Source organism: Stenotrophomonas sp. Steno-C15 (genome assembly GCF_056393265.1).
Map to the genome: position 1 here is coordinate 194,430 of NZ_JBWJPF010000001.1, position 22,122 is coordinate 216,551.

General features: G+C 66.6%; 20 protein-coding genes. 13 read left to right on the forward strand and 7 right to left on the reverse strand.

Translation table 11 applies throughout. The annotated features are described in order from the left end of the window. Nucleotides 1-9 precede the first annotated feature (9 nt). Nucleotides 10-720 (forward strand): ABC transporter ATP-binding protein, encoded by a 711-nt coding sequence (locus AC06FB_RS00845; protein ID WP_053515807.1) that lies wholly within the window; start codon nucleotides 10-12, stop codon nucleotides 718-720. Here the strand turns inward: AC06FB_RS00845 and AC06FB_RS00850 are convergent. From AC06FB_RS00850 to AC06FB_RS00860, 3 genes are all read right to left on the reverse strand, one after another. Beyond that, the gene (locus tag AC06FB_RS00850) at nucleotides 717-2,558 is read right to left on the reverse strand and encodes an asparagine synthase-related protein (RefSeq protein ID WP_461289395.1); all 1,842 of its coding nucleotides are present in this window, start codon (nucleotides 2,556-2,558) and stop codon (nucleotides 717-719) included. The genes AC06FB_RS00845 and AC06FB_RS00850 overlap by 4 nt on opposite strands. 13 nt (nucleotides 2,559-2,571) lie before the next feature. Continuing rightward, nucleotides 2,572-3,273: a lasso peptide biosynthesis B2 protein gene (locus AC06FB_RS00855; protein WP_478053260.1), complete on the reverse strand. Its 702-nt coding sequence runs from the start codon at nucleotides 3,271-3,273 to the stop codon at nucleotides 2,572-2,574. Between the two features lie 78 nt (nucleotides 3,274-3,351). Continuing rightward, entirely contained in the window at nucleotides 3,352-3,513 is a 162-nt protein-coding gene (locus AC06FB_RS00860) for a hypothetical protein (RefSeq protein WP_180875215.1), read from the reverse strand. A gap of 192 nt (nucleotides 3,514-3,705) precedes the next feature. Here AC06FB_RS00860 and AC06FB_RS00865 point away from each other — a divergent pair, with 192 nt between their 5' ends. After that, entirely contained in the window at nucleotides 3,706-4,632 is a 927-nt protein-coding gene (locus tag AC06FB_RS00865) for a ParB N-terminal domain-containing protein (RefSeq protein ID WP_478053261.1), read from the forward strand. Between the two features lie 131 nt (nucleotides 4,633-4,763). On the opposite strand, the gene AC06FB_RS00870 is transcribed toward AC06FB_RS00865, so the two are convergent. Further along, the gene (locus tag AC06FB_RS00870; RefSeq protein WP_461289783.1) at nucleotides 4,764-5,765 is read right to left on the reverse strand and encodes a glycoside hydrolase family 43 protein; all 1,002 of its coding nucleotides are present in this window, start codon (nucleotides 5,763-5,765) and stop codon (nucleotides 4,764-4,766) included. 105 nt (nucleotides 5,766-5,870) lie between these two features. On the opposite strand from AC06FB_RS00870, the gene AC06FB_RS00875 reads away from it, so the two are divergent. The 11 genes from AC06FB_RS00875 (at nucleotide 5,871) to AC06FB_RS00925 (ending at nucleotide 19,022) form a co-directional block, all read left to right on the forward strand. After that, nucleotides 5,871-6,800 (forward strand): 2-dehydro-3-deoxygalactonokinase, encoded by a 930-nt coding sequence (locus AC06FB_RS00875; RefSeq protein WP_478053262.1) that lies wholly within the window; start codon nucleotides 5,871-5,873, stop codon nucleotides 6,798-6,800. Nucleotides 6,801-6,904: 104 nt separating this feature from the next. Further along, the gene (locus tag AC06FB_RS00880) at nucleotides 6,905-8,047 is read left to right on the forward strand and encodes an aldose epimerase family protein (RefSeq protein WP_065182275.1); all 1,143 of its coding nucleotides are present in this window, start codon (nucleotides 6,905-6,907) and stop codon (nucleotides 8,045-8,047) included. Between the two features lie 116 nt (nucleotides 8,048-8,163). Beyond that, entirely contained in the window at nucleotides 8,164-9,312 is a 1,149-nt protein-coding gene (locus AC06FB_RS00885; protein ID WP_478053263.1) for a cellulase family glycosylhydrolase, read from the forward strand. Nucleotides 9,313-9,387: 75 nt separating this feature from the next. Continuing rightward, the gene (locus AC06FB_RS00890; protein WP_478053264.1) at nucleotides 9,388-12,099 is read left to right on the forward strand and encodes a TonB-dependent receptor; all 2,712 of its coding nucleotides are present in this window, start codon (nucleotides 9,388-9,390) and stop codon (nucleotides 12,097-12,099) included. 93 nt (nucleotides 12,100-12,192) lie between these two features. Further along, entirely contained in the window at nucleotides 12,193-12,915 is a 723-nt protein-coding gene (locus AC06FB_RS00895; protein ID WP_053515824.1) for a FadR/GntR family transcriptional regulator, read from the forward strand. A 10-nt stretch (nucleotides 12,916-12,925) separates the two neighbouring features. Continuing rightward, the gene (locus AC06FB_RS00900) at nucleotides 12,926-13,561 is read left to right on the forward strand and encodes a 2-dehydro-3-deoxy-6-phosphogalactonate aldolase (protein ID WP_065182277.1); all 636 of its coding nucleotides are present in this window, start codon (nucleotides 12,926-12,928) and stop codon (nucleotides 13,559-13,561) included. After that, nucleotides 13,558-14,706, forward strand: coding sequence for a galactonate dehydratase (dgoD, locus tag AC06FB_RS00905; RefSeq protein WP_065175640.1), 1,149 nt, complete (start codon nucleotides 13,558-13,560; stop codon nucleotides 14,704-14,706). Before AC06FB_RS00900 ends, dgoD begins: the two co-directional genes overlap by 4 nt. 5 nt (nucleotides 14,707-14,711) lie before the next feature. Continuing rightward, complete coding sequence (locus tag AC06FB_RS00910; protein WP_478053265.1) at nucleotides 14,712-15,476, forward strand: SDR family NAD(P)-dependent oxidoreductase; 765 nt, start codon at nucleotides 14,712-14,714, stop codon at nucleotides 15,474-15,476. After that, entirely contained in the window at nucleotides 15,473-16,408 is a 936-nt protein-coding gene (locus AC06FB_RS00915; protein ID WP_478053266.1) for an SMP-30/gluconolactonase/LRE family protein, read from the forward strand. The genes AC06FB_RS00910 and AC06FB_RS00915 overlap by 4 nt, the downstream gene beginning before the upstream one ends. Further along, complete coding sequence (locus AC06FB_RS00920; RefSeq protein ID WP_053515835.1) at nucleotides 16,405-17,964, forward strand: sodium/sugar symporter; 1,560 nt, start codon at nucleotides 16,405-16,407, stop codon at nucleotides 17,962-17,964. Before AC06FB_RS00915 ends, AC06FB_RS00920 begins: the two co-directional genes overlap by 4 nt. 5 nt (nucleotides 17,965-17,969) lie before the next feature. Further along, complete coding sequence (locus AC06FB_RS00925; protein WP_478053267.1) at nucleotides 17,970-19,022, forward strand: sialidase family protein; 1,053 nt, start codon at nucleotides 17,970-17,972, stop codon at nucleotides 19,020-19,022. Nucleotides 19,023-19,033: 11 nt separating this feature from the next. Here AC06FB_RS00925 and AC06FB_RS00930 read toward each other — a convergent pair whose 3' ends face one another. The 3 genes from AC06FB_RS00930 to AC06FB_RS00940 form a co-directional block, all read right to left on the reverse strand. Further along, nucleotides 19,034-19,456 carry an H-NS histone family protein gene (locus AC06FB_RS00930; RefSeq protein ID WP_279941460.1) on the reverse strand — a complete coding sequence of 141 codons (423 nt, stop codon included), beginning with the start codon at nucleotides 19,454-19,456 and terminating at the stop codon, nucleotides 19,034-19,036. A 77-nt stretch (nucleotides 19,457-19,533) separates the two neighbouring features. Beyond that, nucleotides 19,534-21,015, reverse strand: a complete 1,482-nt coding sequence (locus AC06FB_RS00935) for an OprO/OprP family phosphate-selective porin (protein ID WP_111186933.1) — start codon at nucleotides 21,013-21,015, stop codon at nucleotides 19,534-19,536. A gap of 32 nt (nucleotides 21,016-21,047) precedes the next feature. After that, nucleotides 21,048-22,088, reverse strand: coding sequence for an alpha/beta hydrolase (locus AC06FB_RS00940; protein ID WP_111186932.1), 1,041 nt, complete (start codon nucleotides 22,086-22,088; stop codon nucleotides 21,048-21,050). Between the last annotated feature and the right edge of the window lie 34 nt (nucleotides 22,089-22,122).

A 22,122-nucleotide genomic window follows, 5' to 3' on the forward strand; every position in this document is an offset into this window, starting at 1 on the left:
GGAGCCCACATGCTTTCTGCAAAGAACCTGGTCAAGGAACACGGCACCCACCGGGCACTCGACGACGTCAGCTTCGAGGTGGGACCGGGCGAGATCTTCTGCCTGCTCGGAGCCAACGGTGCGGGAAAATCGACCACGATCAAGCTCTTTCTGGGCTTCCTCACCCCCACCTCCGGATCCGCGGAAGTCGATGGACTCAGCGCGCACCGGCACCCGCAGGAGGTGCGACGCAGGCTGCTGTACATCCCCGAGACCGTGGCGCTGTACGACGAGCTGTCCGGTCTTGAGAACCTGGACTACTTCGCGCGTCTGGCCGGCGTGGACGACCGCTCACCCGCCCGGCTGCGGGATGCACTGAGTACAGCGGGCCTGGCGCCGGATGTCTTCGGACGACGCGTGGGCCTCTACTCCAAGGGCATGCGGCAGAAGGTCGGCATTGCCCTGGCCATCGTCAAGGACGCCAAGGCACTGCTGCTTGACGAGCCAACCTCCGGCCTCGACCCCACCGCGTCGGCCGAGTTCCATGACCTGATCGTGCGGCAGCGTGATCGTGGCACCGCCATCCTGATGGCCACGCACGATCTGTTCCGCGCGCGCGAGGTGGCCACCACGATCGGCCTCATGCAGGCCGGGCGGCTGCGCAGGACATTGGATGCCACCACCATCACCGCCAACGATCTTGAGAGCCTGTACCTCGAGGAGATGAGCCGGAGCGCCTAGGCGACTCCGGCTCCCTGCCCTGCGGGCCGCTCTGCCCAGCGCCTGAGCCAGGCTTCGATGTTGACCTGCGGGCCGAAGATGCCGAGCACCTGCGACGAATGATCCGGGCCGACCCGGCGGATGCCAGCGTCGGCCGAGGCGCTGTCGATGTACCCACGCCGGGCCAGCAGCCCATCGACAAGCAGGCTGCGGATGAACGCCTGATGGCCCTGGGTGACCGCGACCGAATGATCGTCGAGGTAGGACTTCACCTTCCGCGACAGCAGAGCGTCCGGCAGCAGCCCCTGCAAGGCACGCCGTGCGATCGTCCGGTCCTCCGCGTCCGCCATGAGCAGGCGCAGCGGCATGCGCGCGAACAGTTCGACCAGCGGTTGTGCGCTGATCGGAGAGACACCGTGCCAGCGACCCGCGCCCTCGAACGGATCAAGGACGCTGGTCGGAAACACCATCCGGCTGATGTGCGCAAGCTTGTACGGTGACACCTCATGGCCTTCGTTGCGCGCATGGCGCAGCCAGGCCGGTGGCGTGACGTCCTGCTCGGTCGCGTCGACCTTCACCCATTCGCAGGGGTTGCCCCAGCGACCGTTGATGCTGGCCGGCCGCCTGAGCAGCCCATGGATCACCGCATCCTTGAGGACGCCATAAAGCGAATCGCCCGACTGTGCGGTTTCAAAGGCGACCCGGAACAAGTGGCGGTCGATGCCGCGCCGCCAGGCATGGTCGATCGCCGCAGCGTTGCCCTTGAAGCGCAGGAAGACCGCGTCGCCGCCGACGCCGGTGAACTGCACGGTATCTGCGTCAAAGGTGACATCACGGCGATGCAGAAGGTAGCCCGAGCAATGTGCCGGCCGCGCCGTCCGCGGGAAGGTCATGATCTCTTCCAGCGCGCAGTGGGGTTGCCGCCGGTACTCGACGAACCCGCAGCGCCGGCCCGACGACTCACTGGCACCGGCCACCGCCATGCGGGCGAACATCCGCTCATCGGCACCGATGCCGTCGTCATAGTGGTGGACACAGTCCACTTCCGGCATGGAAGGTGCGTGCAGCAGGCCGGCGAGGATGATGGAGGAATCCAGCCCACCCGACAGCTGCAGCTGGATACGCCGGTGCCGGCTGGCCAGGGCACCGATGCAGCCCAGCAGCGTGGAGCGCGCGAGCTGCACCGCCTCCTGCAGGTCTTCGATCGGTTCGTCGCGGGCCAGGCGCACGATGTCCCACTGGCACTGCCGGCTGACCGGCTCGCCATGGCGGATCGAAACGGCCTCCCCGGCCTCGATGGCGGTGACCTCCCTGAAGCCGGTCTGCAACCCGTCACGGAACGGAAACAGCAGCGAGTAGGACAGGAAGGGCCAGTCGATGCTGAAATCGCGCAGGCCCAGTGCAAGGCAGTCTTCCATGCTGGAGAAGACCACCGTCAGCTGATCCGCCGTCGTCATGTAACAGGGAATTTCAGCGGTGGGATCACGCAGGACGAACCAGCTCGATGACTGCGGCTGGTAGCCGAACGCTACATAGCGGCCCCAGTAGTGCTGCACGAGGGTTTTTCCCTGCGTGCGGCAGGCCGCATCGGCGGCGGCCGCATCCAGTGGCACACGCGCGGGCACGGTATCCCGGCCGAAATTCCTGTCGAACAGCGCGCCGAGCACGACCAGCGAGCCGCAGCGGCTGCAGTCCAGATAGCCCGGGTTGTCACTCTGGACATAGATCGCGGCGCCGTGGTCGTTCATCACGCAGGTGATGCCGGCGTGCATGGCCTCGATGCGCTGCATCGCCTGCTGCGCCCGGGCGGTTGCGGAGTCGCAGGAGGTGTTCCAGAGCACGGCGATGTATCGATACATGCGTGAGGCGCCTCTACAGCACCAGGATGGGAACCATCCGGCGCAGGTTGAAGGGGATATCGGTCAGGACCTGATCGCCGTGCTGCAGCCAGCAGTGCGCCGCGAAGGGCTGGGTCCTGACCGCGAACACCCAGTCCGCGACGATTCCATGCGTGGACAGGAATTCGCGCATCGCCAGGCAGTAGAGAAAGCATTCGTCCGTCTTCCTGAAGGCCAACGGCCGCAGCCAGTCGAACACCCGGACGCGCAGGGCCAGCTCCTGCACGCTTACGTCCGTGCGCTGTGATCCCTGCGCACGCCTGCGCGCCGAGGACACTGTGTGGCTGAAAGGAAGGAACGTCCTGCTGCATCCGGCACGCATGCACGCGGCCATGAATCTGCGGACGTCACGTGCGGTGATGCGCGGACAACCGCGAGGTTCACCGTCGCGTATCCAGTGGCGCGGCAGCGCGATCGAAGCACTGGTCGCGGCTTTGCCTCGCTGCGGATCGTCGGTGATCAGCCCGCGTTGCAGCAGCGACTGCAACAGATCCGGCATCCGCCGGCCGTCTGCCGGCAACGGCCAACCCAGCACCAGCCCGCCCAGGCTGGCAGCACGATGGCGGTCGAGCGACAGGTATTTTCCCGTCGCCTGGTCCAGGATCACCATTGCATCGCCGGTGACACAGACATGGGCCTGCTTCGACAGGAAATAGCGCGCCGCAGGCTGTTCCATTACGTGATCTCTTCAGTCCAGGCGGAGAAGCGGTGCATGCGCAGGGCATGCACCGCAGGTCATGCATGCCGCAGTGGATCAGGGCGAGGTGGTCGGGAACACGCCATCCCACAAGGTGCCGTGGTTGTGTGCCTTGGTTTCCGAAACCACCGAGCCCAGCTCGATCAGATCACCGCCCACACCCTGGTCTTCAGGGTTCTGCTGTCCTGCCACTACACCCAGCTCAATCAGCTCGTTCATGAACATCTCCTCTTGTCAGTGGATGTATCCGGGCGTCGTGCCACGGATACGGAGCAGCCAAGCCACCATCGCTGCGCGTGTTGCTAAGCGATTGCCGTCAAGGCATGCAAATGTTACGATATAACATATTATTTCAGTGTGACGACTGTCGCTGTCCGGCAACGTCGACACGCCTTCTCGAAGGGGAAATGGATGAGCGACCCGACCAGTGACGATGGCCTTGAGCCCACCCTTCTGCTCAAAGGACCGCTCCCGCTGCCGAGGTTCATCCGCTTCATCAGGGAGCGATGCCCGCCCGGATGCTTCGATGAGGCGATGCTGGTGGAGGAATGGAAGAACGCCCGCGCCGACGCGCTGCGCCAGCTGAAGGAAGAGGCCAATGACGCCGACGCGGTCGAGGTGCATGCACTTCCTGCGGAGATGGCGGCGCTGGCCGACCACGCGCCACGCCAACCGTCGATGCACCGCATGACGAACAACGTGCCGCGCGCATGGCAGATGGTCGAGATCGACCGGCTGGTGGTCTTCCAGGAGTGCATCAACCTGCGCCATGTCGGCGAGCTTGCCGCCGCTTTCCCCGCCTCCCCCACGGCACAGGACATCATGGAGCTGGTTGCACGCAACGGGCGGCACGCTCACCCGCCGGTCCGCGCGTCCCGGTCCGAAGGCAGCTACACCTTTGCGTCCAGCTCCAACGACCTGCGCTTTCTGGACGTGGCGACGATCGACCCGTCCGCCATCGCCGGCTACGAACCCTTCGGTGCAGCCAGCCACGCGCTGGTCATCTATCTGGGTTTCAGTGACAACCTTGTCAGTGCCACCCGGATCGGCAACCGCCTCATCCTGACCAATGGCTCCCATCGCCTGTACCTGCTGCGCCAGCTTGGGCTCCGCCATGTACCGTGCCTGGTGACTGACGCCTCCGACAGCGACTTCAGTGACGTGCTGTTGCCGGCAGCAGTCAAGCAGGACCGTGCGTTCTATCTGGGCTCGGCACGGCCGCCATTGTTCAGGGACTACTTCGATCCACGCCTGGCCCGCATCGTGCCGGTGATCCGCAAGAACTATGCGCTGCGGGCCACGCTGGACCTGCAGAGGATCACGGTGCCGGCGGTGTAGCGCAAAGCATCGGAACAATCCGGCACCTCCCACCTCCAGCCCTGCGGCGGCGTTTCATCACAGCCGCGCGGCCGCCCTGGCGCCAGACAAGGCTGCTGGAGAAGCGTGAGAGCATTCGACGGCCGACGCAATCACTTCACCCCGACTCCGCGCCCGTACGGCGCATCCAGCAGCGGCATGCCGTCCTGGCTCCAATGCACCGGCTGGATGCGCGGCGAGCGCTTGGCGGTGCAGCCCATGTCCGGCCCCGGGTTGGCGTGGTAGATGATCCACGGCGCGCCGTCGGCCATCTGGAAGAAACCGTTGTGCCCCGGCGCGTACACGTTGCCAGCAGGATGCTTGGCAAGGATCGGCTGCTTTACCTTGTGCCACGCGCTTGCATCCAGCGGATCGGCGCCCGCCTTGGCGTGCAGCAGTCCAATCGCGTAGTCATCCGACCAGCACGCACTGCCCGAATAGGTCAGGAACAGGTCGCCGCGTGGGCCCTGCAGGAACTCCGGGCCCTCCAGGATCTGCCGCCCGCCCTGTCGCTCCCACGCCTGGTCCGGCCGCGCGATGATGGTTTCGCTGCCCCGCAGGGTCCAGGGGTTGGCCATGGCCACGATGGCCAGCACGCTGTCCGGTCCCACGTAGGGTGAATACACGAAGTAGCGCTTGCCGCCGGTTACGAAAGTGGTGCCGTCGATGCCGGGGTGTGCCGTGGCCAGCCGTCCGCGATCGGTCCATGTACCCCGGGTCGGATCGGCATTGCTGTTCTCCAGCACGAACACCCCCCGATGGGCGTCTTCCTGGCCTTCTGGTGCATCGCCCGCTGCCGCCGTGTAGTAGATGTACCAGCGCCCATCAATGCGATGCAGTTCCGGCGCCCAGATCGACTTGGCATTCGCCCCCGTTGCCGGCGGACGCCACACCGTGACTTCGCGCGCGTCAGCCAGGTGCGCAAGGTCGCGGGTGGCGCGGATGGCGAGGCGATCACCGTGCGTGCCCATGTAATAGAACACGTCCCCATCGCGGGTGATCCACGGGTCCGGCCCGGAGTCCAGCAGCGGATTGTCCACCGCCGGCGTTGCGGCGGACGCGTTCGTCGATACCTGAAGCAGCGCTGCAAGCGCCATGGAAAGCGTGCCGTTCATTGCGTTCCCCTCCCGACTGGAACTGCGCCGGCAGGCTTGCCAGCGAGCGGCAACCAAACCATATAATCAGACAATAGGCAACACCATCGCCGCCAAGGAACCACCATGCAGCAGGACCACCCCGACAGCATCATCGGCATCAACTGGGGCAGCAGCAATCTGCGCGCCTATCTGATCGGACCCAACGGTGAGCGGCTTGATGCCCATGAAATGCCCGCGGGCGTGGCCACGCTGGACCGTGACGACATGGTGGTGGCCGCCAACACGATCCGCGCACGCTGGCCGGCTGCACGCCACGCCTATGCGGCCGGCATGATCGGGTCGAATGTCGGCTGGATCGATGCCGGCTACGTGGAGTGCCCTGCAGGTGTTGCCTCGATCGCGCAGCAGCTGGTGCCGACCCGGATCGGCGAGCTCTCCGTGAGCATCGTGCCCGGCATGGCCTGCGTGCGCCCCGTGGATGGCATGCCGGACGTGCTCCGCGGCGAGGAGACCGAGCTGCTGGGGCTGCTGCGCGGCGGCGATGTCGACCCCGATGCCATCGTGGCGCTGCCGGGTACGCATACCAAGTGGATCCAGCTGATCGACGGCCAGGTGCAGAGCTTCATGACCTCGATGTCCGGCGAACTGTTCGATCGACTGGCCAGTGGCGGCCTGCTTGCCTCGGTGCTGGACGGACCGGGTGAGCCAGGACCGGCCTTCGCCGAGGGTGTGCATGCAGGCGCCGACCGCCGGCTGGGCCTGGGTGCGCTGCTCTTCGGCGTGCGGGCACGGATGATCCGCGGCACCCTGCCGCGCACGGCGACCAGCGCTTACCTGCGCGGATTGCTGGCCGGTGCGGAGATTGCAGACGCATTGGCGCTGTTCCCCGGGCTGAGGTCGGCGTCGGTGCCACTGGTGGGCTCCGGACCGGTCACCCGGCTGTACCAGGCGGCGCTGTCGGAAATCGGCATCGCCACGCACGCGGTGGCGTCCGCCGACGCCGTGGTGCGCGGCTTCTCCGCACTGCACGCGATGACCGCGACTGCGCGCTGACCCCAGCCGAACGCGGCGGTCCGATCACGTGCTGCGTCGCAACGTGCGTATTGTCTGATTATATGTTTTTGTACGCATCACGACATCGAGAGGGGTCTTGAGCAATGCGTGCTGGCAAGGGGAAGACGGCAGGGCTGATCGGCGTACTGGCACTGTCTGCAGTGGGCGCAGGTCAGGCACAGGAACGCGCTGTGGTAGGCCGGACGGCCGATGGCACCGTGGTGGAGTCCATCCTGCTGCGTGACGGCACCGGCATGCAGGCCACGGTACTGACGCTGGGCGCTGCACTGCATTCACTGGAAGTGCCGGACCGTGATGGCGCATACGCCGATGTACTGCTTGGCGACGCGACGCTCAAGGCGACGCTCGACAATCCGCAGTATTTCGGCACCATCGTCGGCCGCTTCGCCAATCGCATCGCCAAGGGTCGCTTCACCCTGGATGGCAGGACCTATCAGGTACCGGTCAACAATGGGCCGAACAGCCTGCACGGCGGCACCCGCGGCTTCGACAAGGTGGTGTGGAAGATCGTCGACGCCGCCGCCGATCACGCCACCCTGCAGCATGTCAGCCCTGACGGCGACCAGGGCTATCCGGGCACGCTCACCGTCACCGCAACCTACGCATTGAAGGGCAATGGCCGGCTGGAGGTGGAGTACCGCGCCACGACCGATGCACCGACCATCGTCAACCTCAGCAACCACGCATACTGGAATCTGTCCGGCGAGGGTTCCGGCTCGGCGATGGATCACGAATTGACCATTCCGGCCAGCGCCTATACGCCGGTGGATGCGAGCCTGATTCCCACGGGCGTGCTGCAGCCGGTGCAAGGCACCGCCTTCGACTTCCGCACGGCCAAGCCGATCGGGCGCGACCTGCGCCAGGGCAATGAGCCGCAGCTGCTGCATGGTCGCGGCTACGACCACAACTGGGTCATCAGCAGATCGCCCACGCGCGAGCCGCGCGAAGTCGCCCGCGTGCACGACCCGCGCTCGGGCCGGGTCATGACCGTGCTGTCCACGCAGCCTGGCCTGCAGTTCTATTCGGGCAACTTCCTCGACGGCAGCACCGTGGGCAAGAGTGGCCGTGTGTATCGCCAGGGCGATGCCATCGCGCTGGAACCGCAGCTGTTCCCGGACACACCGAACCAGCCGTCGTTCGGCTCGGCGCGGCTGGCCCCGGGCGAGACCTATGTGAACCGCATCGTCTACGACTTCTCGACCGACCGCACACCGCCCGCCCGCTGATCCCGCGCAGCTGGCACGCCGGTCGCTCACGGCACCGGCAATCCGACGCAGTACGCACCGCCCGCCTCCTGGCTCACGCCAGGACGGGCAGCTCATGAACCAAGGAGATGCATCTCATGCGAAAGTGGCTTACCCCTTTGCTGGCAACGCTGCTCGCCGTCGCACCGATGGCGCATGCGACCGACGCCGCACGCTGGACCCCGGCCGAAGCCGACGCGTGGTATTCCAGACAGCAGTGGCTGGTGGGCGCGAACTACACCACCTCCAACGCCATCAACCAGCTGGAGATGTTCCAGGCCGAGACCTTCGATCCGGCAGCCATCGACCGCGAACTCCGCTGGGCGCACGAGCAGTTCGGCATGAACACCATGCGCGTCTACCTGCATGACCTGCTGTGGCAGCAGGACCCGCAGGGCCTGCTGAAGCGCATCGACACCTTCCTGTCCATCGCCGAGAAGAACGGCATCCGCCCGATGCTCGTGCTGTTCGACAGCTGCTGGGACCCGGATCCGGTGCTCGGCCCGCAGCGCCGCCCGATTCCCGGCGTGCACAACTCCGGCTGGGTGCAGAGCCCGAGCCGCCACATGCTGGTGGACCGCGCCAACGACGCGCACTTCCAGGCCTATGTGGAGGGCGTGATCGGTCACTTCGCCAACGACACACGCGTGCTGGTCTGGGACCTGTGGAACGAGCCGGACAACCCCGGGGGTGGCAACTACATGGACAAGCAGCTGCCGGGCGAGCAGGAACGCATCGCCGAACTGCTGCCGAAGATCTTCGACTGGGCACGCGCGAAGAAGCCGGTGCAGCCGCTCACCAGCGGCGTGTGGATCGGCGATGACTGGTCGCCGGGCGCCGCATCGCTCACCGCGATCCAGCGCACGCAGCTGGAGCAGTCGGATGTGATCACCTTCCACAACTACGAGCAGCCGGAGGCATTCGTTGCCCGCATTGCACAGCTGCGCAGGTACGGCCGCCCGCTGATCTGCACCGAATGGCTGGCACGCGGCGCAGGCTCGAACGTGGACACGATCCTTCCGATCGCCCGCCGCGAGAACATCGGCATGATCAACTGGGGGTTCGTGGACGGCGCGATCCAGACCCGCTTCCCGTGGGACAGCTGGCAGCGCCCCTACACGATGGAAGCCCCCACCGTGTGGTTCCACGATCTGCTGAAGGCCGACGGCACGCCCTACCGGGCACGCGAAGCCGAGCTGTTCCGCAGGCTGGCCAAGACCCCGCGCACCTCCGTTCCCGCTTTCTGACCCTACTGGCGCCCGCCTTCGCATGAAGGCGGGCCACTCAACCGCGACTGCTTTCCGGAATCCGGAGATACCGCCATGACCGCTCGTTCTTCCCGCACCGTGCTTTCCCTGGCCATCCTTTCGGCCCTCGCCCTGCCCTCTCTGGTGCAGGCGCAGGAGGCCGGCCCGCAGGAGGCCGTCAACCTGGACACGGTCACCGTGACCGCGCTGCGCCAAAGCCTGCAGACCGCCCAGTCGATCAAGCAGGAGGCGGAGATGGTCGTCGATTCGATCGTTGCCGAAGACATCGGCAAGCTGCCCGACAACAGCGTGGCCGACGCCCTGCAGCGCGTTACCGGCGTGCAGGTGGCGCAGGGCAACCAGGGCGAGACCACCGGGGTGGTGATCCGCGGCCTGCCGAACGTGATCAGCACCCTCAACGGCCGTGAGATCTTCAGCAGCTCCGGCCGCGGCTACGCCTTCCAGAACCTGCCGGCCACCGCCATCAAGAGCCTGAACGTCTACAAGAGCAGCGAGGCGAGCCTGCCACTGGGCGGCATCGCGGGCCTGGTGGACATCCAGCTGCGCCGCCCGCTGGATTTCGACGGTGCGGAGATCGCCGGCACCGTGACCGGTACGCACAGCAAGTACGGTGGCGACATCGATCCCTCCGCCAGCCTGCTGCTGAGCAACCGCTGGGACACCGATGCCGGCGAGATCGGCGCCATGGTCAACTTCGGCTATGTCGGCAAGCGCTATGCGTACGATGCGGTGTGGGGTGACTTCCCGAAGGTGCTGGAGAATCCGGATGGCACGCCGGCACGTACCGATGACGGCAACCTGATCGCCGCCCCCAATGGCTGGGGCACCAACTACAACCATGGCGACCGCAAGCGCAGTGCGTTCAACTATGCCCTGCAGTGGAAACCCAGCGAACGCACCGAGGTCTATGTCGAGGGCCTCTATGATTTCGTGCGAGACGACTATGACCAGGCGTTCCTGTTCAGTTTCCCGGTCGGGGTGGTGCCGCCGACGGGGCTGCAGGTCGGCGACAACTGCTATGCCAACCGCCTGGACGGGCCGCTCTACGGCCAGACCATCTGCGACGCCACCGCAGGTACATGGACCGGCGACAGCTATGCCGCCAGCAGCACCCAGGCGCACAAGCAGCGCGGCCAGGACATCCAGAACGCGCTGGGCTTCAAGTGGCGCGGCGACCAGCTGCGGCTGTCCACCGAAGTGGCCCGTACGTCTGGCTACTACCGCGATGAGAACTTCATCATCGACACCTTCCTGGCCGGGCCGATCACCACCGTCTGGGACGGCACCTCGGGCAAGCACCAGAACTGGTACCTGGCCGGCAACCCGGCCATGGACCCGTCGCGCTTCTACCTCAATGGCCTGTTCCAGACCTGGGGCGAGTCGCGCGGCGAGGAAAACAGCTGGCGCGGCGACGGAACGTTCGAGTTCCTCGACGGCCCGATCGCCAACCTCCAGTTCGGCCTGCGCTATGCCGACCGTACCGCCAGCGCAAAGGGCAGCGTGGAAATCAGCACGCCGCCACCAGGCGGTGCCGGTACGGGCAACATCACCGCCTCGCCCAACCCGGCCAACCAGGTGGTGGGGCTGTTCCCGGCCAGCAGCTTCTTCTGCAGCAAGCGCGGCAACTCCGCACTGAGCCAGTCGTTCCTGACGCCCTGCTACGACTACCTGATCGACAACGCCGACGCGCTGCGCCGCTACTACGGTCTGCCGGACGGGCTGGCGGCGGAGAATCCCGGCCGCTTCTTCGATATCGAAGAACGCAAGAGCGCCGGCTACCTGCAGGCGAAGTACGACTTCGATCTGGGCGGCCTGCGCGTGGATGGTCTGGTAGGCGTGCGTGCGGAGAAGATCAAGCGTGAACTCAACGCCTTCTCGTTCGACGCGGGCACGGGTGTCTACAGTGCCATCACCCGCAGCACGCAGGACACCAATGCCCTGCCCAACGCGAGCCTGAACCTGCACTTCAACGATGCCTGGCAGCTGCGCGTGCTGGCGGCCAAGACACTGAGCTATCCGGACTTCGGTGCCTTGAACCCGTCGATCTCGCTGAACCCCGGCACCGTCAACCGGGCGGGCGTGGCCAGCAGTGGCAACCCCGACCTGAGCCCGATCAAGTCGACCAACTACGACATGTCACTGGAGTGGTACTTCTCCCCGGTGGGCTACGTCAGTGCGGGCGTGTTCTATCGTGACATCGATGGCTACATCCAGAACTACATCACCAATGTGGTCATCGCCGGGGAGGACTACGAGCTGTCATCCCCGCAGAGCGCCGGCAGCGGCCATCTGCAGGGTGTCGAGCTGGCCTACCAGCAGACCTTCGACTTCCTGCCCGGCGCCTGGAGCGGCCTGGGTGCGCAGTTCAACTACACCTACATCGAAGGCGATACCAAGTCTCCGGAGTTCCTTGGCGGGCCCGTGATCTCGCGGCCGCTGCAGAACGTCTCGAAGAACAACTACAACGCCGTGCTGTTCTACGAGAACTTCGGCCTGAGTGCGCGCCTGGCCTACGGCTACCGCAGCCGGTACATCGATTTCTTCACCCAGCCGACCGTCGCCGGAACGGAAGACCAGGTCGAGCCGGCCAGCTCGCTGGACTTCTCGATCAGCTACGACGTGACCCCGCGCGCCACGGTGGTGTTCTCGGCCACCAACCTGCTGGGCAACAACCTGCACCAGTACTGGGGCAGCGGCAACACGCGGCCGCGCGACATCCGTTACCAGGACAAGACCCTGGGCATGGGCTTCCGGTTCAAGCTCTGATGAGGACGCTCCCCCACATGCCTCACACCCTGCACCCGTCCTTTTGTCGGATAATAGGAGTGACCGCAGCCTGCGGTGCACCAAGCCAAAGGGATGCCTGTGAAACCGATCGAGGTACGCAACCTCTACGACCAAGTGGCCCAGGAGATCGGGCAGCGGATCATCAGCGGCGCACTTCAGCCGGGCGAATTCCTGCCCAGGGAAGAGCTGCTGTCACAGACCTTGTCCGTCAGCCGCTCCGCCCTGCGCGAGGGCCTGAAGGTGCTGGGCTCCAAAGGGCTGATCGAAACCCGGCAGAAAACCGGTTCGCGGGTGCGCGACCCGCGTCACTGGAAGCAGCTGGACAGCGACATCCTGGCGTGGCGCTGCGCGCTGATGCCCACCCAGGACTTCGTGGAAAAGCTGGTGGAGATGCGCGAGGTGATCGAACCGGCGGCCGCGGCTTCCGCAGCCGAGCGGCGTTCGCCCGCGCAGCTGGCCAGGATCAAGAGCGCGTACCAGGCCATGGCCGATGCACCGGACCAGGATGCGTGGGCCAAGGCCGACCTGATGTTCCACGAGAGCGTGCTGGAAGCCACCAACAACGAACTGCTGGCATCCCTGTTCTCGGTCATCGACGCGGCGCTGGGCACCTTCTTCCTGCTCTCGGCGCAGACCGCGCAGGACTTCAAGTACTCGCTGCCGCGCCACTTCGACGTGTACGACGCCATCCGGCAGAAGCAGCCGGACGCGGCGCGCGCCGCCATGCTGGACATGATTGCCGACTCCCGCGCCAATCTGAAGGGCGCGCGGCTGTCCAGAAAACCCCCACGCTGAAGGAAACACCATGAGCACCGCCTGGATGCAACCCCTCCCCTTGGTTGCCATCCTGCGCGGGCTCACCCCGCAGGAAGCGCCCGCCATCGGCGCGGCGCTGGCCGAGGCCGGCTTCCACATCCTGGAAGTCCCGCTGAACTCGCCGCAGCCGCTGCAGAGCATTGAACTGCTCGCAAAGCAGCTCGGCGATCGCTGCCTGATCGGTGCCGGCACCGTCCTGTCCACCGCGCAGGTGCAGGACGTGAACAATGCCGGTGGCCGGCTGGTGGTGATGCCGCACGCGGACGTGGAGGTCATCGCCGCCGCCCACGCAAGCGGCATGGTCTGCACGCCCGGCGTGGCGACGCCCACGGAAGCCTTCGCTGCCCTGCGGGCCGGTGCGGATGCACTGAAACTGTTTCCCGCCGAACAACTGCCCCCCCCGGTGCTGAAGGCGTGGTCCAGCGTGCTTCCCGCCGGCACGCCGCTGCTGCCCGTCGGCGGCATCACCCCGGAGCGCATGGCCGCCTACCGCCAGGCAGGTGCCGCCGGCTTCGGTATCGGCTCCGCCCTGTATGCCCCCAAGACCCCCGCGGACGACGTCGCACGCCGCGCGCGTGCGTTCATCGACGCCTGGAACAGAACGAACACGGACTCCCCCGCATGAAGATCACTGCCATCACGACCTACCTGGTGCCCCCGCGCTGGCTGTTCGTCCGCATCGATACGGACGCCGGCATCTGCGGCTGGGGCGAGCCCATCGTCGAAGGACGCGCACACACCGTGGCGGCGGCCGTGGAAGAGCTGTCCGACTATCTGGTCGGCAAGGACCCCCGGCACATCGAAGACCACTGGAACGTGCTCTATCGTGGCGGCTTCTACCGTGGTGGTCCGATCCTGATGAGCGCACTGGCGGGCATCGACCAGGCGCTGTGGGACATCCATGGCAAGGCACTGGGCGTGCCCGTGCATGCCCTGCTGGGCGGCCCCGTGCGCGACCGCATCCGCGTGTACTCATGGATCGGCGGCGATCGGCCGGCCGACACCGCCCGTGCCGCCCGCGACGCCGTGGCACGCGGTTTCACTGCGGTGAAGATGAACGCCACCGAGGAAGTGCAGTTCGTCGATAGCCATGACAAGGTCACGCGGGTACTGGAGAACGTGCAGGCCGTGCGCGATGCGGTGGGCCGCGATGTGGGAGTGGCCGTGGACTTCCATGGCCGCGTGCACAAGCCGATGGCCAAGGTGCTGATGCGCGAGCTGGCGCCCTTCGGGCTGATGTTCATCGAAGAGCCGGTGCTTTCCGAGCACCTGGAAGCCATCCCGGAACTGGCCGCCCTTTCGCCTGCGCCGATCGCGCTGGGCGAACGCCTGTACTCCCGCTTCGACTTCAAGCGCGTACTGCAGACCGGTGGCGTGGACATCCTGCAACCGGATCCATCGCACTCGGGTGGCATCACGGAAACCCGCAAGATCGCGGCCATGGCCGAAGCCTACGACGTCGCCATCGCTCTGCACTGCCCGCTCGGCCCGATCGCGCTGGCGGCCAACCTGCAGCTGGATGCGGTCTGCTACAACGCCTTCATCCAGGAACAGAGCCTGGGCATCCACTACAACGCCAGCAACGATCTGCTGGACTACCTGGTGGACCGCGCGCCCTTCGAGTACAGGGAAGGCTTCGTCAGGATTCCCGACGGCCCGGGGCTGGGCATCGAGATCAACCAGGCTTACGTTGACGAGCGAACCGCCGAAGGCCACCGCTGGCGCAACCCCATCTGGCGCCATGCCGATGGCAGCGTGGCCGAGTGGTGAGCGCCATGACCGATCGGGCACGTTATCCCAGCCTTGAGAACCGCGCGGTGCTGATCACCGGTGGTGCCACCGGCATCGGCGCCGCCTTCGTCGAGCACTTCGCGCGGCAGGGTGCGAAGGTCGTCTTTCTCGACATCGACGACAGCGGCGCCCAAGCGCTGCTGGAAAGCCTGCGCGACGTTGCGACTGCCCCGCGCTATCTGCATTGCGACATCACCGATATCGAGGCACTCCGGTCCGCCATCGCCCACGCGCGCATCCTGGCTGGACCGTTCTCGGTGCTGGTCAACAATGCCGCCAACGATGCTCGTCATGCCCTGGCCGACACCGGCATCGCGGACTTTGAACGCAGCATGGCGGTGAACCTGCGCCACCAGTACTTCGCCATCCAGGCGCTGGTGCCGGACATGCGCGCCCTCGGCGGCGGTTCGATCATCTGCCTGGGTTCGACGGGCTGGATGATCAAGAACAGCGGGTATCCGCTGTACGCGGTGGCCAAATCCGCGGTCCACGGCCTGGTCAACGGCCTGGCCCGGGAACTGGGGCAGGACCGCATCCGCATCAATGCGCTGGTACCGGGCTGGGTGATCACCGAGAAGCAGCAGCGGCTGTGGCTGGACGCGGAGGGCGAAGCACAGCTGCGTCGTGCGCAATGCCTGCCGGGCTATCTGCGCGCGGATGACCTGGCGCGCGCCGCCCTGTTCCTGGCCGCCGATGACAGCCGCATGTGTACCGGCCAGGACTTCATCATCGACGGAGGCTGGGTGTGAGCGGGTCCGCCACTGTCGCGGTGCCGGCCGCAAACACTCTGGGCGAAGGCGTGCTGTGGTGTGATCGCGAATCGGTGGTGTACTGGACCGACATCGCGCAGGCGCAGCTGTGGCGCTATCGCCCCGGTGACGGCGCGCTCACCCGCTGGCCGATGCCGGAGCGGCTGGCCGCACTGGCATTGTGCGAAGCCGAAGGCTGGCTGCTGCTGGCGTTGGCGTCGCGGCTGGCATTCTTCCATCCGGCGCGCGGCGAGCTGCGTGACGTGCTTGTGCTGCCCGACACAGGGGCGCGTCTGCGCGCCAATGATGGCGCCTGTGACCGCCAGGGCCGCTTCGTGTTCGGCATGCTGCATGAGCCCACGAACGGTCCGAAGCAGGCCGTCGCACCCTTCTACAGGCTCACCGCCGAGCTCGTGCTCGAGACGCTTCCGCTACCGACCGTGGCGATTGCCAACAGCGTAGCGTTCAGTCCGGACGGCCGCACGATGTACTTCTGCGACTCGCTGCAGAAGCAGATCCTGCGTTGCGATTACGGCGACAGCCCGGGAGCGGTAGCTGTGTTCGCCGATCTGCGGGCCGAGGATGGCGAGCCCGATGGCAGTGTGGTCGATGCCGAAGGCGGACTCTGGAATGCCCGCTGGGGCGGTTCGTGCGTGGTGCGCTACCGGCCCGATGGCCGGCAGGACCGCACGCTTTCCGTCCCGGTCGCGCAGCCCACCCGCCCGGTCTTTGGCGGCAGCATGCTGCGAACGATGTTCATCACCAGCGCACACGACGGCCTGGACGCGACGGCGCGCGCGCGCGACCCCTTCGCCGGCCACCTGTTCGCCACCGACGCCGGCATCGCCGGCGTTCCCGAGCCCCGGTTCGCCGGCAACCCCAATGACGTGCCGCCGTGCCCACAGCGCGGACCCATCGCGGAGCTTCCATGAGCCTTTCCACCCTGGATATCAGCATCGTGCTGGCCTATCTGGCTGGCATCTTCATCCTCGCGCAGTGGGTTTCCCGCGAGAAGGCCGGCCGGCAGAAGTCGGCCCAGGACTACTTCCTGGCCAGCCGCAGCCTGCCGTGGTGGGCGATCGGTGCCTCCCTCATCGCGGCCAACATCTCGGCCGAACAGATCATCGGCATGTCCGGCTCGGGCTATGCCATCGGCCTGGCCATCGCATCCTATGAGTGGATGGCGGCGATCACGCTGCTGATCGTCGGCAAATGGTTCCTGCCGATCTTCCTGCGCAACGGCATCACCACCATGCCGCAGTTCCTGCAGGAGCGCTACGGCAACCGCATCCGCACGCTGATGGCCGTGTTCTGGCTGGGCCTGTACGTATTCGTCAATCTCACCTCGATCCTGTGGCTGGGTTCGATCGCCATTGCCGGCGTGGCAGGCCTCAACCAGGACGTGGCGCTGGTGCTGCTGGGCGCCTTCGCACTGGCCTATCAGCTGTATGGCGGCCTGAAGGCGGTCGCGCTGACCGACATCGTGCAGGTCTCGCTGCTGGTTCTGGGTGGCCTGCTGGTCACCTTCATCACGCTGGGCCAGATCGGCAACGGCAGCGTCACCGACGGCTTCATGCAGCTGTGGCAGCAGCATCCCGAACGCTTTGAAATGATCCTCAGCAAGGACAATCCGTTCTACAAGGATCTGCCCGGGCTGTCGGTGTTGCTGGGCGGCATGTGGATCGCCAATCTCAGCTACTGGGGTTTCAACCAGTACATCATCCAGCGCGCACTGGCCGCCAAGGATCTGCGTGAGGCGCAGAAGGGCGTGGTATTCGCTGCGTTCCTGAAGCTGCTCATTCCGGCCATCGTGGTGCTGCCCGGCATCGCCGCGGTCATGCTCGCCCCCGGCCTGGAACGCCCGGACGCGGCCTACCCGACGATGCTGGCGCTGCTTCCCAGCGGCATCCTGGGCCTGGTGTTCGCCGCGCTGGTGGCCGCCATCGTTGCGTCGCTGGCATCGAAGATCAATTCCGTCGCCACCATCTTCACGCTCGACTTCTATGCCAAGCGCGCGCCCGATGCCTCGGAAGCCAGACTGGTGCGTGTCGGCCGGTTCGCGGCGTCCGTCTCGATCATCGTGGCGGTGCTGACCGCGCGCCCACTGCTGGGCGGGTTCGACCAGGGCTTCCAGTACATCCAGGAGTTCACCGGCTTCTTCACCCCCGGCATCGTGGTGATCTTCCTGCTGGGCCTGTTCTGGAAGCGTGCGAACGAAGCCGGTGCGCTGGCTGCGGCGGTCGGCTCCTTCGTACTGTCGCTGGCCCTGAAGCTGCTGTGGCCCTCGCTGCCCTTCATGGACCGCATGGGCGTGGTGTTCCTGGTCACGCTGTTGCTGGGCGTAGGCGTCGCGCTGGGCACCCGCGCCAGTGGCGATCGTGATCGTATCCGCACCGACGATGTGAGCTATGCCACCGCCCCATCGTTCAACATCGCTTCGCTGGCGGTGCTGGCGATCCTGGTGGCCCTCTACGCAACCTACTGGTGACCTCGATGCGCCTGACTGTCCGACACGCATTCGTTCTGCGCAGTGGTGTGCGCTGCCTGGCCCTGCTGGCCCTGACCGGGTTCGCCTCTGTGCTGCACGCAGCGGAGATCACATGGACTGGCACCGCCACCGTGGCCGCCCGCAACGCGGGCTGGGGGCGATTGGCGCAGCTGCCGGATGGCCGCTGGCTGGCAGTGACCACGCGCTTCAATGAAGGGCAGCCGACCACCCTGCAGCTCTCGATCAGCAGTGACCGGGCCCGCAGCTGGGCGCCCTGGTCCGACGTGGCCGAGCCCGGCCGGATGATCGACAACGGCGAACTGCTGGTGCTGCCGGAGGGGCGTGTGCTGCTGGCGATGCGTTCGCTGGTCGAAGGCGTCTCCTACCGGCTGCATCTCTATGCCAGCGACGACCTTGGAGCACACTGGACCTTCCTGAGCACCCTCGCCGGCAACGAGGCACCGAACGGGCGCAAGGACCGCGGCGTGTGGGAGCCGGTGTTGACGCGCCTGGACGACGGCACGCTGTCGGTGGTGTATGCCGATGAAACCCGCGCCGATGAGCATCCGTCCTACAACCAGGTCGTTTCACAGCGACTGTCCAACGATGGCGGGCGCACCTGGGGACCTGCGATGACGATTGCCGAACAGCCCGGCGGTGGGCAGCTCCGGCCCGGCATGCCCGTCATGGCACGCCGCCCCGCCGGTGGCTACCTGATGGTGTTCGAGACCTGCGGCGATGACCCGCAATGCCCGGTGTCGTACAAGGTCTCGACGGACGGGCGGACCTGGCCGGCCGGCCTCGGTACGCCGCTCGCCGACCAGCGCTGCGGCCCCCACGTCATGACCAGTAAGCGCGGGGTGATGTTCGTGACCTCGTGCCTGAACGAAGTCAGCTGGAGCGAGGACAGCGGATCGAGCTGGCGCACGGTAACACCTCCCGCATGGCCGCTGGGTTTCCGCCATTCCTGGCCCGCCGTGGTCGAGCTCGGCCCTGCGGAGATCGGCGTCGTGAACGTGGTGGACGGCGCAGTGCAGATCCGTTTCGGGAGCTACTAGGGGACGCCCCATCACTTCTGCTTGAACACACTCCTGCGCCCGATGACCACATCCTTGCCCGTCGTCGGCCTGGCCAGGCCCGGAATCAGGAAATCGGTCGCGCTGCGACCGTGCCGGGTCTTGTCCGCTAGCCAGCGCGGCATGCGCCCGCGACCGGTCCAGGTATTCCGCCGGTTCTCGGGGTCGCGATACTTGGGTGCGACCTTGCCTGTCTTCCGGCGCCTGCGGGAAGCGCCGCCCGCAGGCACGGACACCGCGCTGGCGCCGGCGAACAGTTCCTCGATTGAATAACCGCATTCTGCGGCGGCGGCGACCAGCTCACGCCTGACGACGGCCGCGGAACGTCGCTGTGCGAGCAGCTGCAGCCGCCGCTCGGCGGCCGCGATGAGTGCCTTCAACTGCCGCTCGTTCAGCGCCTTGATATCGATATGCATGGCACGCAGCGTGGTGGTGGCGCCGTGGCCTGTCAAGGGATGCTCCGCGGATGCCGCACCCGGATCGCCGACCGGGCTCAGAACGAGACCTGCGCCCGTACGCCGACAGTATTGCCGGAATCCGGCCCTTGGGCATTGCCCACCTTGTTGTCGGTCTTCCAGTGAACGTAGTTCAGCATCAGGCGGGACCAGTTGTTGAGGTACCAGTTCAGCCCGAGCGTCCATGCCGTGCCCTCGCCACCGCGGGCAGCATCAAGGAAGTCGTAGCGGTCATAGCGGGCCGCCAGCTCGAAGGCGCCGATGCCGCCTTCCTGCACGGGGCGAAGTACGCGCGTGGTACCCCATACCCCGGAGCGGCTGCTGAATCCAGGGCGCTCACCGGTGATCAGCCAGCCTGCGTAGATCGATGTGGCCTGCTGGTCGACCGGGTCGACCGTGCGCGACTCGATGGTGCGCGTGGTGTGTTCGGCAAAGGCCCACACCGGGCCGTACACCCCGCCCAGTTCCAGGCCCCAGGCGCGGTTGTCGGTGACGTTGGCGATGGAACTGGCCGATACGCGCACGTTGCCGTTCCAGCCCAGTGCGATCGGCGAGGTCTTGTTGATGCTGCCGACGTCCTGGCCGAGATCCTCGTACCAGTACCAGCCGCCCAGGTGCAGGAAGCCGGCCTGGCCACGCAGCGGGTTCCAGTGCGCGCGCAGCAGATACGCAATCGTGTCGCTGGCCGTGCTGTCATTGCCAATATCGTCGCCGGTCACCGCGACGCTGGCATGCCAGCCATCGCCGATCACCTTGGTGGTGACGCCCAGTCCGTAGTACCCGCTCTGCTGGGCGCCCACCGAGGCCACGGCATTGCGCTGCATGAAAGGCGTGTTCACTCCACTGGTGCCACCGTCGAGGCCACGGTCCTTGAGCTTGTTGCCCATGTAGATCTCTGTCGGCAGCCCTCCCATCCGCGTGTCCCAGGACAGGTAGGTGTCCTTCAGTGATACCTCGTTGCCAGCAAAGTCCGCATCGATCTTGTAGCCCAGCGGTCCCATCTGTCCCTCTGCACCCAGGCGGCCGCTGGCCAGATCGGTGCCGGTGACGTTGCGCGCGTCGAATCCGGATCCGTGGGTGGTGCTGAAATCCACCAGCACGCGGCCACGGGGATGGAAAGTGAACTGGCCATCACCGCTGCGCAGCTCGGGGCCACCCTTGCGCCAGCGCACATTGCCATCGCCTCCCCCACCGGTCGCGGCAAGCTGGGCCACCTGTGCCTGCAGAATGGCCAGGTCGTCCTGCCGGGTGTCGGCGATTGCGGCGGCTACCTGCGCGTCAACGTTGGCGTCGCTGCCGGGCACTGCGGCAGCGCCCTGCGTTCCCCCTTCCAGCGCAGCCAGGCGTGCGCTCAGCTGCTGCAGCAGGGTTGCCTGTTCGCGCAGCTGTCTGGCCTGCTCCTGCACCTGTGCACGCAACCCGGCTTCGGTATCGCTGGCCGCGGCCAGCACGGAGGGTGACGCCAGCAACAGGCCGCCGCCGGCAGCCGCGGCGAGCGCGGCACGCTTCAGTGAATTCATGGAGTTCTCCCGAATGAAGTACGGTGCGCGGCTCAGTCGCCCGCGCCATCGTCGTCCAGCGCAGGCTGGGGCTGAGGTGCAGCGGCCGGCATCGCCTGGCCACCGTTCGGGGGCAGCCGCGCAGGCGCTGGCCCGAGGTAGCCGTGGCTGCGTGCCCAGTTGGCGAAGAGCCGCGGCCACTGCGCCACCAATGTGCCGGGCCGGCCCAGCCCCCAGCTGTGGCCTCCGGCCTCGAACAGATGCAGCTCCACCGGAATACCCGCTGCATGCGCGGCCTGGTACATCGCCACGCTGTGGCCGACATCCACGATGCGGTCATCCACGGCCTGGGCCAGGAACACCGGCGGCATGTCCTTGCGGATGTGTTCTTCGACCGAATAAGCCTGCTGGGCGTCGTTCTGGCTCGCCAGCTCCCGCTTCGACCGGGTCTGGTCCAGCGGCGCACGCATTGAAACGACCGGATAGATCATGCCGAGGAAATCCGGCCGCGCCGACAGCTGGTCGGCCGCATCCACCGGCGCATACAACGGGGCATCGAAGCGCGTGGCGACGATCCCGGCCAGGTTGCCTCCAGCGGAAAAGCCCAACGCGCCGATGCGCTCCGGATCGACCCCCAGGCTGGGCGCCTGTGCGCGCATCAGCCGCATGGCGCGCTGGCCATCCTGGAAGGGCGAGACAGGTGCCCATCCATCGGCAGGCAGCCGGTAGTAGACGACCGCAGCCGTGACCCCCAGCGACTGCAGCCACTGCGCCGTCGGCTTGGCGGCGCTGCCGATCTGGATCCGGAAGTAGCCGCCACCGCCGAAGATCACCACCGCGGAGCCGTTCGGCTTCAGCGGGCGATAGATTTCCATGCGCGCATCGCTGATGCCCGAGACCGCGCCCTTCGCACTGCCTTCGATCCCGATCCGTTCCGGGCCACGCGCGCGTTGCTGCCAGTGGTCCTGCGGCCACAGCGGAACCACCTCGGGTGCAGGCACCGACGATGCCGCCGGCGCCGCACCCGCAAGCAAGGGATTCAGCAGCAACACAAGCACTGCCAGCCTGCGCAGTCTCCCCATGTACAGACTCATCTCACGCCCCTCCCTTCGGCCTTCACGGGACGAA